The following is a 14097-nucleotide window of genomic DNA, read 5'->3' on the forward strand; positions in this document are numbered from 1 at the left end:
AGTGTATTAAAAGTGACTGCTATACAACAGAGCCTAACTGGAATATAGGCAAGTACATGGCTACGATTAGTCCACCAATGAGTACACCAAGTACAGACATAATCAGAGGTTCCATCAAACTGGTTAAGCCATCTACGGCATTATCAACTTCTTCTTCATAATAGCTGGCCACTTTATCCAGCATTTCGTCCAAAGCTCCTGACTCTTCACCAATAGAGACCATCTGTACCGCCATGTTGCTGAAAATAGCCGTATTTTTCATTGCGAACTGTAGCTGCATACCTGAGGATACATCCTCTTTAATTTGTTTTGTTGCATCATAAAACACCACATTACCTGCAGCACCTGCAACAGAGTCCAGGGCATCAACTAACGGTACACCAGCAGCAAAAGTGGTAGAGAGAGTTCGTGCAAAACGGGCCATTGCTGATTTGTGTAAAATATCACCCATGATAGGTAACTTAAGCACCATTCTGTCTCGGGCATCTCTAAGCCCTTTATTTTTTTCTAGAGCTTTACTTGTTGCTAAGACAAATGCAATGATTCCAATAAGGATGTAATACCAGTAGGCCTGCATAAACTCAGACATGCCTATCACCATCAGGGTGAAAGCAGGTAAGTCAGCACCAAAACCTTGGAAGACTTCTTGGAACTGAGGAACTACTTTTACAAGTAAGATAGCGGTAACTATGATAGCAATTACGACAACCGCGATTGGGTAGCGAATAGCTTTCTTAACCTTCATCTTCAGAGACTCGGTTTTTTCTTTATAGGTTGCTATCCGTGCTAATAAGGACTCAAGGCTACCCGACTGTTCACCTGAAGCAACTAAGTTGCAGTATAAATCGTCAAAATACTTGGGGTGTTTTCGGAGAGAGTCTGCCAGTGTATTACCGCCTGCAACTTCATTTTTAATATTATTGAGCAGGTCTCTTAAATTAGGATTTTCTGCACCTTCTGCCGTAATTTCAAAAGACTGTATTAAAGGAACACCTGCACGTAACATTGTTGCCAGTTGTCGGGTAAAGACAGCAATATCCAAAGGCTTAATTTTTTTGCCCTTACCACCTATAGACATCCCCTTTTTGCGAACTTTGGTTGGGACGATGCCTTGTTTTCGTAACTCGGCTTTAACGGTGGCTAGGTTGGCACCCTGTATTTCGCCTTTAGTCTTACGGCCTTTTTTGTCTTTTCCTTCCCAAGTAAAGGAAGCTACTTTTACTGCTTTGGTTGCCATGATGATCTGTTCCTTGGGCTGAGTCTACGCCAATGACCCGAAGAGTAAGAATTATAAAAAGTATTGGGCGATAACGACGGAAGTGCAAAAGTTTATTTTTAATTCATAACATGAATGTAACAATATTATATGAACTCAAGTACAACGGTCACAGATTTATATCTACACATTATAAAGGACTTAACCTTCATACTTGTTTGCGCTATCTCTTAGACAATATGATCAATATAAAACACTTCTCATGAAAAATAGTTCGCATAATTAGTGTAGCTTATTTATCATTATTGCGAATACTAATAACGTGGCCAAATACTTGTTAATGCCAACTATTTCATGTTTTTATTGATAGATTGTTTAATCTTTAGTAACTCGGTTGACCTCTTCCAGGCTGGTAACACCTTGTAGTGCTTTTACGAGTCCAGATTTACGCAGATTGCTAAAGCCTTCTTTATCGGCAACTTCCGCAATTTGTATGGAATTACCTTCTTCCATAATGATTCTTGATAAGGCTGGAGTAATTTTTACCACCTCGTAAATACCGACACGCCCTTTATAACCTTTATTACACTTTTCACAGCCTTTGGGGCCATAAAGCACGGCAGATTTAGCCTGTTCTGGCGTAAACCCCTCTTCAAGAAGAGTTTTTTCAGGCACTTCAACAGTCTGTTTACAGTTACTGCACAGTCTTCTGGCAAGACGTTGTGCAATGATTAAGTTAACCGTCGTGGCAAGGTTAAAAGCGGGAACCCCCATATTAAGTAAACGGGTTAAGGTTTCGGCTGCACTGTTAGTGTGTAGTGTAGACATTACCATGTGACCTGTTTGAGCCGCTTTTATTGCGATAGAAGCTGTTTCAATATCCCGGATCTCTCCCACCATGATAATATCTGGGTCTTGACGTAAGAAGGCACGCAACGCTTGGGCAAAGTCCATACCTTGTTTGGGATTGACATTAACCTGGTTGATACCTTCAAGGTTGATTTCTACAGGGTCCTCTGCTGTGGAGATGTTGCGCTCTACGGTATTGAGAATGTTAAGACCAGTATACAGTGATACTGTTTTACCACTACCTGTGGGTCCCGTGACCAAAATCATACCTTGAGGTTGCATCAGGGCAGCCATATAAAGCTCTTTCTGCGCTTCCTCATAACCAAGGCTGTCAATCCCCATTTGCGCACTGGTTGGGTCAAGGATACGCAATACTATTTTTTCACCCCATAGGGTTGGACAGGTATTCACTCTGAAATCTATGGACTTGGTCTTGGATAGCCGCATTTTGATACGACCATCTTGAGGTTTACGGCGCTCAGAAATATCCATTGAGGACATTATTTTTAAGCGTGAAGATATCCGTGGGGCTAAGCTGATAGGGGGTCTAGCCGCTTCATGTAGCACACCATCAGTACGAAAACGTACCCGATACGTTTTTTCATAAGGTTCAAAGTGTAAATCTGATGATCCCCCTTTAATGGCTGACAGCAGCATCTTGTTTACAAATTTCACAACAGGAGCATCATCAGCTTCGCTGGCGACAGGGCCACCTTCTTCCTTGTCTTCATCAACTGCACTAATATCAAGGTCTTCTAAACCTTCATCATCAAGATCGGATAAGCCATCATCTGTGGTATCAAGAAACTTCTCGATAGCGGTATTAAGCTTATCTTCTTCAACCAACACTGAATCGATGTTGAGACCTGTGTTAAAGCGAATTTCATCAAGAGCCGCTAAATTCGTAGGATCTGATACGGCAATAAAAAGTCTTGTTCCTCGTTTGTATAGAGGAATCGTATGGTGTTTACGAATGAGTTTTTCATCAACAACATCTTTTGGCGCAAGCTCAAAGTCAAAGCTATTCAAATCCATCAGGGGGGAGCCAAACTCCTCAGAAGCCAATCGTGCAACATCCAATGGTTTGACAAAATCAGATTGAACCAAATGGGTCACAAAAGGAATTTTCTGCTTTGAAGCTTCTTGGTAAGCATTTCGTGCTGTTTCTTCGTCAAGCAGTTTGTCATCAACAAGTCTTTTGGCAAGACCGGTGAGCATGATTCTGGACATGAAATAGTTACTACTGTGTCTAGTTGATGAAGGATACGCAAAGTATAGATTGAAAAGTAGCAATCTATAAAAGAGATATAATTAACATAAAGTATGTGACAAATTTTGTCACTAAGTGGTGATAAAGGTAACTGTTTAAAATTGATCCTGACATCAATCTGTATTAGTTATCGTGTTAAGTTTTCAGAAAGATACAGTATATTAATGCTAATTAAGTGAGTGCATACTAACTAAACAAATTGGCATTGGCATTGCTCTCACATCCGTACTATGACTATTCAAGTGAATAGGATTTGATCGGAGGAGCTTCACATGAAAAAAATGCAACAAGGTTTTACGTTAATTGAATTGATGATCGTTGTTGCGATCATTGGTATTTTGGCGGCGGTAGCTATACCTGCCTATCAGGATTATACGGTTAGAGCAAAAATGTCTGAAGCTGTGTTGGCTTTGACACCAGCAAAAATGTCAGTTTCTGAATTCTATTTGTCTCAAGGATCTATGCCTCGTACTGCAGCAGCTGCTGGATTTACAACTACTATAGATAGTGATTATGTAAGTGATATTGCTATGACTTGGAATAGTGTCTCTAAAGTTACTATTACAGTAGATATTAAAGCTATGGGGGGGGATACAGCAGATGATCAGTCCTTTGTACTTGAAGGTACTGGAAGTAGTGCAAAAGTGCAATGGGATTGTAAGTCACTTAGTTCGGGTGGTGTAGATCCAAAATATTTGCCAGCTTCATGCCGTGACTCGTAGATCATTAAAATTTTCTAACGGCCAAAAGGCCGTTAGAAAATAAGCAAAATGAGTATAATTCAGAGTTATAATTTAAAAACTGTAGGAGCAGTTATAGTTGCCTTTACTATAATAGTGCTTTCTTATTCTCCTTCCTTTAAAGGTGGTTATTTATTTGATGATTATGCAAATATCACAAAAAATCCATTCTTCAATCACAATAGTATTATAACCATTGAGTCTATTCGCAAAGCTGCATTCAGTAATTTTTATATGGATTTTAACCGTCCTTTAGCAATGGCGTCACTATATTTAGATTACAAGCTTTCAGGTGGAGACTCAACAGTCCAAAGAGTGATAAATTTACTCATCCATCTGATAAACATGGTATTGGTTTATTTGGTTTTAAAGAAAATTTCAACTGTTTATTTGTTAAACTTGAATAGTTGTGAGCTAGTAATAATGTCTTTGATATGGGGGATACTGCCCATTAATGTTTCTGCTGTAGCCTATATTGTGCAAAGAATGACATTGTTAAGTTTCTTTTTCTCTATTTTGTCAATACTAATATATTTTAATTATAATGAACGTCGAGGTGTTTGGCGTATATTTTTAATGTTTTTCTGTGTTTTTTTAGGTTTTTTGTGTAAAGAAAATTCGCTGGTCGCTCTTGCCGTTATTTTTTTTTATGACTGGGTTTTTAAAGGTGATCTTTATAAAGCTATGCTCGTATTGTTTTTAGTAGTGTCAATTTTATTCATTATAAATTACGAGTATTTTTTTTCAGGTTATGATGCAAGAGTATACACCCCATATGAAAGAATTATAACTCAGTCAAGAATAATTTTTTTATACTTAAAAAGTATAATTATTCCTGACTATAATGAGCTCTCACTATATCATGATGATGTAGTACCTTCCGAAAGTATTTTTAGACCATTGACAACACTAGTTTCGTTATTAGTTTTATTGGTGGTATTTTTATTCTGTCTAATTAAAAATAAAACGTTAGTTAGCTTTGGTGTGGCTTGGTTTTTGTTAGGTCACTCGATAGAGTCAACTATTTTGCCACTAGAATTAGCTTTTGAACACAGAAATTATTTCCCTTCAGTTGGCATAGTTATCTCATTTATGGCTTTATATAAAAAAGCAAGTTTAAGTGGTAGGCTAATTGTAATTTCTTCATATATTGTATTTTTATCAATGTCAACTTATTCATACAGCAAATATTGGGGGGGGGAGATTGAAGCTATTTTAAAAAAAGCTTACAGAAAAGATAATTCCTTAAGGCAAAATATGTATGCGGCACATATTTATGTGGCGGAATATGATCAAGCTGAAGGAGTGGTTAAAGAAAAATACGCAGACTTAGTAAGATATTTTTTTAATAGAGCAAAAAAATCGTATAATTCAGGGTTGTCACCTTATTTTGATCAGATTATTTTTGAGTCTAGATCGAAAAAATATTTTTTTGATGAAAGTTTTGAAAAAATAATGGGTATCGCAACATTAAATAAAATAGATCAGTCATCAATTAATTCGTTCTATAATTTGACTGAATGTATTGTTAAGGTTGAATGTGTTATAGAAGATGGTAAATATAAACAAATATTTGATGCTTTATATAGCAATCAAAGTTTGAATAATACAAAAAAAAGTGAGCTTCTATTGAGGTTGTCGAAAAAATATTATTCAGAAAATAAAATAGATATGGCAATAGCTGTTTCTTTAAAAGCAAGTGAGTTGGATGTGCAAAATATAAATGCATATCTTCACTTGCATAAATATTTGTATGAGTATGGTGATATCGATAAAGCACAGTATTATAAAATGAAGGTAAAGGCGTATGATAGATATAATCTTTTTTGAGTAGAGGTGGTAATGAATTTAACTGTTATATTGCCATGTAAAAATGAAGGGAATTCACTAGCTAAACTTCTGCCAAGAATAAAAAATATAACAAATGAAATTATTGTTATAAATGATGCATCTATAGATAAAACCTCAGAAATATGTAAAGAGAATCAAGTGAAAGAGGTTGTTCATGCATACACAAAAGGTAATGGAGCTTCGATAAAATCAGGTCTAAGGTTGGTCAAAACTAAGCATGTAATATTAATGGATGCTGATGGTCAGCATGACCCAGAAGAGATAAATAAACTAATAAATAAAATAGAACAAGGTTATGACATGGTTGTTGGTGCTAGATCTTCAAAAGATCATGCAACAATTTTTAGGCGGTTAGCTAATTCTTTGTATAATAAACTCAGTTCATGGATTGTAGGTCATAAAATTAAAGATTTGACATCGGGGTTTAGGGTTGCAAATACAGAAAAAATGAAAGAATTTATCGACCTGTATCCTAATGGTTTTTCTTACCCAACAACGGCTACAATTGCATTTTTTAGAGCTGGTTATTCTGTTGGTTATGAGTATGTTAAAGTTAAACAAAGAAATGGTAAAAGTCATATAAAGATATACCAAGATGGTGTTAAATTCTTGTTAATTATATTCAAAATATGTACATTATACTCACCGCTAAAAATTTTTTTTCCACTAAGTATTGCTCATATAATGTTAGGTTTAATGTATTATTTGTATACCTTCTGGACCCAAAATGCATTCACTAATATGGGATTATTGTTAATTGGTAATGGGGTTTTAATATTTCTGGTTGGGTTGGTTTCTGAGCAAATTACTTCAATGATGTATCGGAAACGATAGAAAGATAGGAGTAATAGTGATAGAAAAGATTAAAGTATTATTAACAAGGTATACACTAGAAGAAATTAGATTTGAGCTTCTTAAGGTGATAGCAAAAATAGTTTTTCCTAAATATAGGTTTATGTGGCCTCAATTATATTGGTGGGAAAATGAAGAGTTTAACGATTATCTTGATAAATTTGGAGAGAGAAAAAAGAATAATACAGATAGACGATGGATGTTGAGTGAATTGTTACGATTAACTGTAAGTATTCCAGGTAATACTGTAGAGTGTGGAGCCTATAAAGGAGCTTCTTCATATTTAGTATGTAAATTTAATAAGAGTAGATGTATTGATAAGACTCATTATATATTTGACTCATTTGAAGGCTTATCAGAGCCTGGTATTGAAGATGGAGTTTATTGGCAAGAAGGTGATCTTTGCTCTGAAGAGAATAAACTCATGACTTCTCTGAATGAATTTGAAAACTATAAAATATTTAAGTCATGGATTCCTGATAAATTTTATTCTTTAGAGAAAGAGACTTTTTCATTTGTACACATAGATGTTGATCTATATCAGCCAACATATGATAGTATTGATTTTTTCTATAGTAGGCTTAATAAAGGGGGGGTCTTAGTATGTGATGATTATGGGATATCTAAATGTCCTGGCGCCACAAAAGCTATAGATGATTATTTGGCCGACAAAATAGAAAAAATGATTTCTTTAAATTGTGGTGGTGGTTTCTTTATTAAGGGAATAAAAGTTTCTGATTAAATTTTTTTGTTATGGATTGGTCAGCTTAGAATGAATAATTTTTTTTTTGAAAATGCCAGTAGAATAGTTTATAAAGGTGATATTGTTTCTTTTTCAGTTTATAAAAAGGTAAGGAAATATATTGGCGCGAAAACTCTTGATGTTGGTGCTGGAAGTGGAGCTTTTTTACGTATTTTAAATGAAAAAGGTAAGGATGCTATTGGTTTGGATTTGGTTGAAAATCCTGAGTGCAATATAATTAAAGGTGATGCCACATGCTTTAAATTTGATCATAAATTTGATACTGTTCTTTCCCTTGACATAGTTGAACACCTTAGTAAAGATGATTTTGGTAAAATGGTTTGTTGTGTAAGTGAGTGTTTAAAACAGGGAGGTTTTTGGATTATAAATATACCTTATAATGAGCGCCTTATGGATAGTATTTGTATTTGTCCTAGCTGTGGATCAAGATTTCATAGGTTTGGGCATCAAGTATCCTATAATGATAAAGAAATATTATCTATAATACAACGATATGAAAGTTTTAAAGTAGTTAAAAAGATAAAAACAAATTTTCATTTATTAGAAGAGTTAGGGTTGCTAGCTTCCATTTTTTATATTTCTGGGGCTTACAGAATAAAAAGAAAATATTTTGAAAAAGACCTATTGTTGGTTCTGCAAAAGTAAAAAAAATGTGTTTGGTAAGGGGGAAGGACTAATAGGAGTGTAGCTCTAAATGTTTTTTAAAAAAGTAAAAAAGATTGCTGTTATAATTCTAGTAAATTTTTTTGGGATTGTTTTGGTTTTATATTGTTTTGAGTTATTGCTGAGTCCTTATTCAGACTTGCCAAAAAATGGATTTTATGAAGATGGTTATTATACATGGGGTCATAAAGTGAAAATAAATAAATTTGGATTTAGAGATGATAACTTTAATATACCTAAATCTAAAGGAACTATTAGAGTGATGGTTTTAGGTGATTCTTTAACGTGGGGGGCAGGGCTTTCAGAAAATGAAAGATACACAGAAGTAGCACAAAGAATTATAAATATAAAAAATAATAATAATAAAAAATATGAAATACTAAACTTTGGACTATCGAGTGCTTCAACTTTTCATGAAAGAAACATTCTAAACAAGTTTCATAAAGTTGTTGATCCTAATTTGATAGTAGTCGGTTTTTGTTTGAATGATACTCAACCTAGAAGCCAGAATTTTAGTCAAGAAAGGCATGAGCTATACAAAAAATGGGGGTATTTAGTACATTCATTTTCTAATAAGCTAAGAAAATATGGTTTAAGGTATATCGGTGAGATATTTAAAAAATTATTTTACAAATCTGCAGAGAAGTTCGGGATAATTCCAAATTGGCAAGATGCTCTTGATAGAACATATAATATAACATCTCAAGAGTGGACTCTTTTTGAAAAATCACTTATTGATATAAAAAATATTTCAGACTCATTAAGCTTGCCTCCTCCAGTCTTTGCTATCCTAAATCAAGGTACATACACGGACAAGCCAACAAACTATGCATCACCAAACAATGATCTTCAATTGTTCTTAAAATGGTACCGTCAAGCGGAGGAATTAGCAAAAAAAATGGGTTTTATAGTGTATAATCATGAAGAGGAAATTATAAATAATTTAAATAATAAAAATTTAGCTGTTAATATTCTTGATGGACATCCATCTGCTGAGTTAAATAAAATTTATGGCGAAAAGCTGGCAAAATTTTTATTGAATTACTAGTTCCTCATAATTTTTTTTAATATATACTCATTGCATCCAGATCCATTAGTGAGATACTGGTTAGTTATCTCAAACATATTTTTTTTACTAAAAAGTAATACTTCTTTTGGGGTTGCTACTTCAAAGGGGAAACCACCAACCCAATCAATAAAATCATAGTAAAAATTCATTCCTCTTGGATTGTTTGAATCCTTAATATAGTAAAAAGGACTAAAGTGTTTCAAAGATCCTTTTGCTATTAGTAAAATAGCTTGAATTGGAAGCAATGTGAAAATTATTGTGTATTTTGAAAAAGTGTTGCTATTGTAAGCGATTTTTATTTTTTTCCATATGTTGGAGATAAATCCTTGGTCGTTATAGATAGCTATATATAGCAGACTATCATTTTTAGCTAATGAAAATAGCTTCTCAAAACACTCCCACATTTTACCCGTATGATGTAATACACCCCAACAGTATATGATATCGTGTGGAGTAATAAGTTTGACGACTTCACTATTAGTAAAGTCTGCTTGCTTTATAACCCAATTTTGGTTTTTATTAGAGTATTTTTCCTTTAAAATTTTTGTGCACTCAATACACTTTTTATTGATGTCTATTGAAGTGACTGTTGCTCCTAGATTATAGGCTGCTAAGCTAAAAATGCCACTACCACACCCAATATCTAAAAATGTCAGGCCACTCATATTGCCTAGATTTAATTTTTGTTTTAGTGAATTTTCTGCGTTTTTAATTCTGACTGGATTAGTATTTTTTGAAAAGTTTTGCCAGTTTTCTCCAAAGTCAAACATTTTGATTCTCCGTGAGGATTGAGGAGATAGTGTATTCCCAGTCAAAGTTAAGGAAGGAAGATTTTTTAGTTTGTTGTGAAATATTTAACCTGTTATTTGTTAGTTGTAAAATAACTTTTTTCCAAAAAAAACTTTGATTTGGTATGAGTTGTTCTTTAGGGAGGATTTCCCTGTGTTCTTCAATATCTGAAGCGATGACTAATGTATTATTTGATATTGCTTCAAGTACGGAATTAGGACACCCTTCATGGAGTGATGGATGAAGAAGGATGTCGTTATTCAGCCAAATATTATTAGAGTTTACCCAGCCATGAAAAATTATTTTCGTATTTTTGATGGATAATTTAACAAGACTTTCTAAGGGACCTTTTCCATAGATGTTGAGAATACAGTTTTCTTTTTGTAAAGTGTTAAATATATCGATAAGCATTAATGGTTGCTTTCTAGGTTCTAATATGCCAACAAAACAAAACCTTATAGTGTTACTGAGTACTTTGCTTTGATAACAAGGTGCTTTGATTTCATTATAAAGTACTTGTGAGTATAAAGGCTTTAAAATTTTGTGTCTGTTGATTATATTTTTTTCAAGTGTTTTAGATACAGGGTATATGAATGAATTGTGAATAGATAGACCTTCTAATAACTTTTCAAAATAAATTAATAGTTTAGATTTGTTAAGTATTCTATTATTTGTTATTGAGTCGGCCCTTATAAATAAATGACTTTCTTTTTTGAATAGATTGGTGGCTGGTTTAAATAGTAATGTATAGTAATAATGGAATGATAAAAATTTATTAATTGAGTACTTGTTAGTTATAATTATTGAATATGCGACAGTATTAATAGTGAAATAGACCCAAAATAAAAAACCACTAGTGTTGAACTTATATGGTATCTTATGGAAAAATAAGTTGCAGTGTGATATTGGAAAGGGTTCAGTTGAAATATAATGCACAGTATGCCCTCTATCAAGAAGGGCGTTGATTGCTCTAAAATACCTTTTGCAAAGTCCTCCAGGCTTTGGCTTATAGTAGCTAGTTAAAAATGAAAATTTTTCCATAATAAGTAAGTGTAGATTGCCCAGAGTCTTATGCCATAGTCTACTTGACCTAATTTATGCCTATTTATCATTTGGTCAGCAAATTGACTATTAATAACACTATTTGTTTGTAACATTTTACTTAATTCAGATCCTAGGCTTGATTTAAACCAATAGCTAACTGGAGAGCCAAAACCTTGCTTTCTTCTAGTAAAGATAGCTTGTGGTAAATCATGTTTGAAATTTGATTTGAGGATTTTTTTTCCTGAGAGTAAGGATCTATGTGATTTTATATGTGTTCTGAATGCAAAATCAATAATCGTGTGATCTAAAAATGGACATCTTGCTTCAATTGAATTAGCCATTGTTGCTCGGTCGACCTTAAGAAGAATATCTTGTGGTAGGTAGACTAGAGAGTCCATAAACATCATGGTATGTATATCATCATAACCGCATGAGAAGTTGAAAAAGTATTTATCTTTACTATCTAAATTTTTTGTACCTAGTAAGTGTTTGATTTCTAGGTTTGTGAAAAGTCTTGAGCCAATATACGGTGTTTCATCATTTTGGCGATTTAGTGTTTCAATAAATAGCTTGGTTTTTTTTATAATACTTCTACTATGGTGTGCTAATGGTGATGGTAATAACGCTATTACTTTTTCTGTGTTTCTTTTAAGGTAAGGAGGTAAACAGCTATACCATTGTAATATAACTCTTGCCTGGTATCGTTGGTAACCTGAAAAAAGTTCATCAGCACCATCACCACTAAGAATCACCTTCACCTGAGAGGCTGCAAGTTTCGATACTTCAGCTGTTGGTATTATTGATGCGTCAAAGAAGGGCTGACCTATATGTTCGTTAATTAGTATCTTAATACTTTCATGATTTAATGACTTGATTACTTTTAAATGGTGTTCAGTGTTTAAGTAATTACTTACTAGCGTAGAATACTTTCTTTCGTCGAACGACTTTTCTTTAAAACCAATTGAAAAAGTCTTTAAATCTTTCTTGAGATAGTTTGTGATGATTGAGCAAATAATAGATGAGTCTAATCCACCAGATAGAAAAGCTCCAATAGGTACATCAGAGATCATTCTTTTTCTTACAGACTCAGTTAAAAGAGATTTAAGCTTACTAGTATTATCATAGGTTTGTTTTTTTTCTATAGTTGAGTAGTTAATACTCCAATACTGATTTTTTACTATTTCCTTTTGGGGATACCATATAGCATAATGACCTGGTAGTATCTCGAAGATATTTTTATAGGTAGTGTATCCAGGAAGGTAGTAACCATATTTGAAGTAGTCAATTGTACACTCCATATCTTCTTGAGGAGTGAAGTCTATTAATTTTAGAAGTGCTGGTAGCTCTGATGTGGCGAAAATTTTATTTTGCTCAGCAAAATAGTAGAGTGGTTTCTTTCCGATTCTATCACGAGATAAAAGAACTTTTTTTTCTAATGAGTCCCATAATATGAAAGCCCACATACCCTCAAGTTGGTTAATGAACTTTTCTCCATGAGTTACTAGCCCAGCAAGTAAAACTTCGGTATCTCCTTGCGTTTTAAATATCCAGTCACTTTCAAGGTACTTTCTTAGGGCTTTATAATTATATATTTCTCCATTATAAGTTAGGAAAAACCTGTTATGGGGATCGACCATAGGCTGGTGGCTATCACTTAAGTCAATAATTGAAAGTCTTGTATGTCCTAGGAAAGCATCAGCATGAATAATATTCTGTTCATCAGGGCCTCGGTGATGCAGTTGGCGTAGAGAGGACTGAACGCGATATTTTAGGTCATAATTGCTTTCGTTAGGGTTATAGGCAAAAATTATACCGCACATAATTGTCTATATAAACTTATGTATTGATCTGCGGTATTTGCCCAATTTAGTCTTTTTTTCTTAAGATTACTTACGGCATTCTTTTGTAAAGTATGAGCAAGTTTTTTGTTTGAAATAATAAAATCAATTTTATTATTTAAATCTTCGACACTATTATACTTGAAAAGAATCCCATTTTGATCATTTGTTATTATATCTTCTATCCCTTCTATTTGGTTCGCAATTACGACTTTCCCTGATGCAAGCGCTTCAATAATTACATTTGGTCTGCCTTCACGCTTACTTGCTAGAATAAATATATCTGCTTTTTTGTAAAAGCTAGCTAGTTGGTCATGGTTAATAACACCTTCAAATTTGACTTTACTCTCAATATTTAGTCGTTTGCTAAGTTTTTTTAGATTATCTTCCTCAGGACCACTACCAACTATAGTTAAAAAGATATCATTTCTTGTAAGACTAACAGCTTCAAGTATAATATTAACTTGTTTTAAAGTAGTTAAACTAGAAACTGTGAGTAGCTGAATTTTTTTGCTAGTATCTATGAGTTTTATTGGTTGAAAAAAACTGTTATCAATACCATTCTGAATGCAAACTAGTTTTTTGTTATATTTGGGATAACTATTTTCTATTTTTCTTAATAAATTTTTGCTAATACATACAACCTTGCTGCTGAGTAATAAGCATAATAGTACGATTAAATAATGAATTTTTGACTCAGTTATTTGATTGACGTCTTCGCCTCGTACTGTTGTAATACAAGGCTTCCTTAAAATAAAGGCGGAAATACCACATAAAAATCCATTAATTGCCCAGTTAGCATGTATGATATCTACCTGCTTTGCAACTTTAATTGACGAGAAAAAAATGCCTGCTATTAGAAAGGGAAGTAATAAATAATTAAACTTGTTTTGTTTAAGGGCTGCAGGAATCCCTCCTGGATTGTGGCACAATTTTCTAAGGAATGAAGGTGCGTATTTTATAAGTAGTATATTTTTTGGGAGTTGTTTCGGGTTTGTAGAAGAATCTGCTGGAGTAACAATTGTTACACTACAGCCTTGTTTTATAAGAGCATCAGCTAATTTTTTGGTAAAAATACCGCTGTTGCTCTTTTCTGATAATGGGTAGGATGTAGTAACAAACCCGACATATATCAATAGATAATACCTAAGAT

At 33.6% G+C, this 14097-nt stretch carries 12 protein-coding genes; 6 read left to right on the top strand and 6 right to left on the bottom strand.

Annotation, left to right across the window (positions count from 1 at the left end; translation table 11 throughout):
* Positions 1-19: 19 nt before the first annotated feature.
* Complete coding sequence (locus ACQ96U_RS11315) at positions 20-1237, bottom strand: type II secretion system F family protein (protein ID WP_431721355.1); 1218 nt, start codon at positions 1235-1237, stop codon at positions 20-22.
* Positions 1238-1591: 354 nt separating this feature from the next.
* Positions 1592-3295 (bottom strand): type IV-A pilus assembly ATPase PilB, encoded by a 1704-nt coding sequence (gene pilB / locus ACQ96U_RS11320; RefSeq protein WP_431721356.1) that lies wholly within the window; start codon positions 3293-3295, stop codon positions 1592-1594.
* 312 nt (positions 3296-3607) lie between these two features.
* On the opposite strand from pilB, the gene ACQ96U_RS11325 reads away from it, so the two are divergent.
* Genes ACQ96U_RS11325 through ACQ96U_RS11350 form a run of 6 tightly spaced genes read left to right on the top strand, consistent with a single transcriptional unit; the run spans position 3608 to position 9252 of the window.
* A complete protein-coding gene (locus tag ACQ96U_RS11325) occupies positions 3608-4057 on the top strand; it encodes a pilin (protein WP_431721357.1) in 450 nt (149 codons plus the stop codon).
* Positions 4058-4105: 48 nt separating this feature from the next.
* Positions 4106-5905 (top strand): hypothetical protein, encoded by a 1800-nt coding sequence (locus ACQ96U_RS11330; RefSeq protein WP_431721358.1) that lies wholly within the window; start codon positions 4106-4108, stop codon positions 5903-5905.
* 12 nt (positions 5906-5917) lie between these two features.
* Positions 5918-6760, top strand: a complete 843-nt coding sequence (locus tag ACQ96U_RS11335; protein ID WP_431721359.1) for a glycosyltransferase family 2 protein — start codon at positions 5918-5920, stop codon at positions 6758-6760.
* A gap of 16 nt (positions 6761-6776) precedes the next feature.
* The gene (locus ACQ96U_RS11340; RefSeq protein WP_431721360.1) at positions 6777-7520 is read left to right on the top strand and encodes a TylF/MycF/NovP-related O-methyltransferase; all 744 of its coding nucleotides are present in this window, start codon (positions 6777-6779) and stop codon (positions 7518-7520) included.
* Between the two features lie 30 nt (positions 7521-7550).
* Positions 7551-8186 (top strand): class I SAM-dependent methyltransferase, encoded by a 636-nt coding sequence (locus tag ACQ96U_RS11345; RefSeq protein ID WP_431721361.1) that lies wholly within the window; start codon positions 7551-7553, stop codon positions 8184-8186.
* 49 nt (positions 8187-8235) lie between these two features.
* Positions 8236-9252: an SGNH/GDSL hydrolase family protein gene (locus ACQ96U_RS11350; RefSeq protein WP_431721362.1), complete on the top strand. Its 1017-nt coding sequence runs from the start codon at positions 8236-8238 to the stop codon at positions 9250-9252.
* Here the strand turns inward: ACQ96U_RS11350 and ACQ96U_RS11355 are convergent.
* The 4 genes from ACQ96U_RS11355 to ACQ96U_RS11370 are packed head-to-tail and all read right to left on the bottom strand — an operon-like array spanning position 9249 to position 14080.
* Positions 9249-10043 (bottom strand): class I SAM-dependent methyltransferase, encoded by a 795-nt coding sequence (locus tag ACQ96U_RS11355; RefSeq protein ID WP_431721363.1) that lies wholly within the window; start codon positions 10041-10043, stop codon positions 9249-9251. The genes ACQ96U_RS11350 and ACQ96U_RS11355 overlap by 4 nt on opposite strands.
* Entirely contained in the window at positions 10036-11103 is a 1068-nt protein-coding gene (locus ACQ96U_RS11360; protein WP_431721364.1) for a glycosyltransferase family 4 protein, read from the bottom strand. The genes ACQ96U_RS11355 and ACQ96U_RS11360 overlap by 8 nt, the downstream gene beginning before the upstream one ends.
* Positions 11082-12926: an asparagine synthase (glutamine-hydrolyzing) gene (asnB, locus tag ACQ96U_RS11365; protein WP_431721365.1), complete on the bottom strand. Its 1845-nt coding sequence runs from the start codon at positions 12924-12926 to the stop codon at positions 11082-11084. Before asnB ends, ACQ96U_RS11360 begins: the two co-directional genes overlap by 22 nt.
* On the bottom strand, positions 12914-14080 hold the full coding sequence (locus tag ACQ96U_RS11370; protein WP_431721366.1) for a glycosyltransferase family 4 protein: 1167 nt from the start codon (positions 14078-14080) through the stop codon (positions 12914-12916). Before ACQ96U_RS11370 ends, asnB begins: the two co-directional genes overlap by 13 nt.
* Between the last annotated feature and the right edge of the window lie 17 nt (positions 14081-14097).

Source organism: Zooshikella sp. RANM57 (assembly GCF_050749885.1).
GTDB lineage: Bacteria > Pseudomonadota > Gammaproteobacteria > Pseudomonadales > Zooshikellaceae > Zooshikella.

Excerpts from the sequence above, each read along its gene's own strand:
- ACQ96U_RS11335 (WP_431721359.1), top strand. The coding sequence starts at position 5,918 with ATGAATTTAACTGTTATATTGCCATGTAAAAATGAAGGGAATTCACTA.
- ACQ96U_RS11315 (WP_431721355.1), bottom strand. The coding sequence starts at position 1,237 with ATGGCAACCAAAGCAGTAAAAGTAGCTTCCTTTACTTGGGAAGGAAAA.
- ACQ96U_RS11360 (WP_431721364.1), bottom strand. The coding sequence starts at position 11,103 with ATGGAAAAATTTTCATTTTTAACTAGCTACTATAAGCCAAAGCCTGGA.
- ACQ96U_RS11330 (WP_431721358.1), top strand. The coding sequence starts at position 4,106 with ATGAGTATAATTCAGAGTTATAATTTAAAAACTGTAGGAGCAGTTATA.
- ACQ96U_RS11345 (WP_431721361.1), top strand. The coding sequence starts at position 7,551 with ATGAATAATTTTTTTTTTGAAAATGCCAGTAGAATAGTTTATAAAGGT.
- pilB (WP_431721356.1), bottom strand. The coding sequence starts at position 3,295 with ATGTCCAGAATCATGCTCACCGGTCTTGCCAAAAGACTTGTTGATGAC.
- ACQ96U_RS11355 (WP_431721363.1), bottom strand. The coding sequence starts at position 10,043 with ATGTTTGACTTTGGAGAAAACTGGCAAAACTTTTCAAAAAATACTAAT.
- ACQ96U_RS11350 (WP_431721362.1), top strand. The coding sequence starts at position 8,236 with ATGTTTTTTAAAAAAGTAAAAAAGATTGCTGTTATAATTCTAGTAAAT.
- asnB (WP_431721365.1), bottom strand. The coding sequence starts at position 12,926 with ATGTGCGGTATAATTTTTGCCTATAACCCTAACGAAAGCAATTATGAC.
- ACQ96U_RS11325 (WP_431721357.1), top strand. The coding sequence starts at position 3,608 with ATGAAAAAAATGCAACAAGGTTTTACGTTAATTGAATTGATGATCGTT.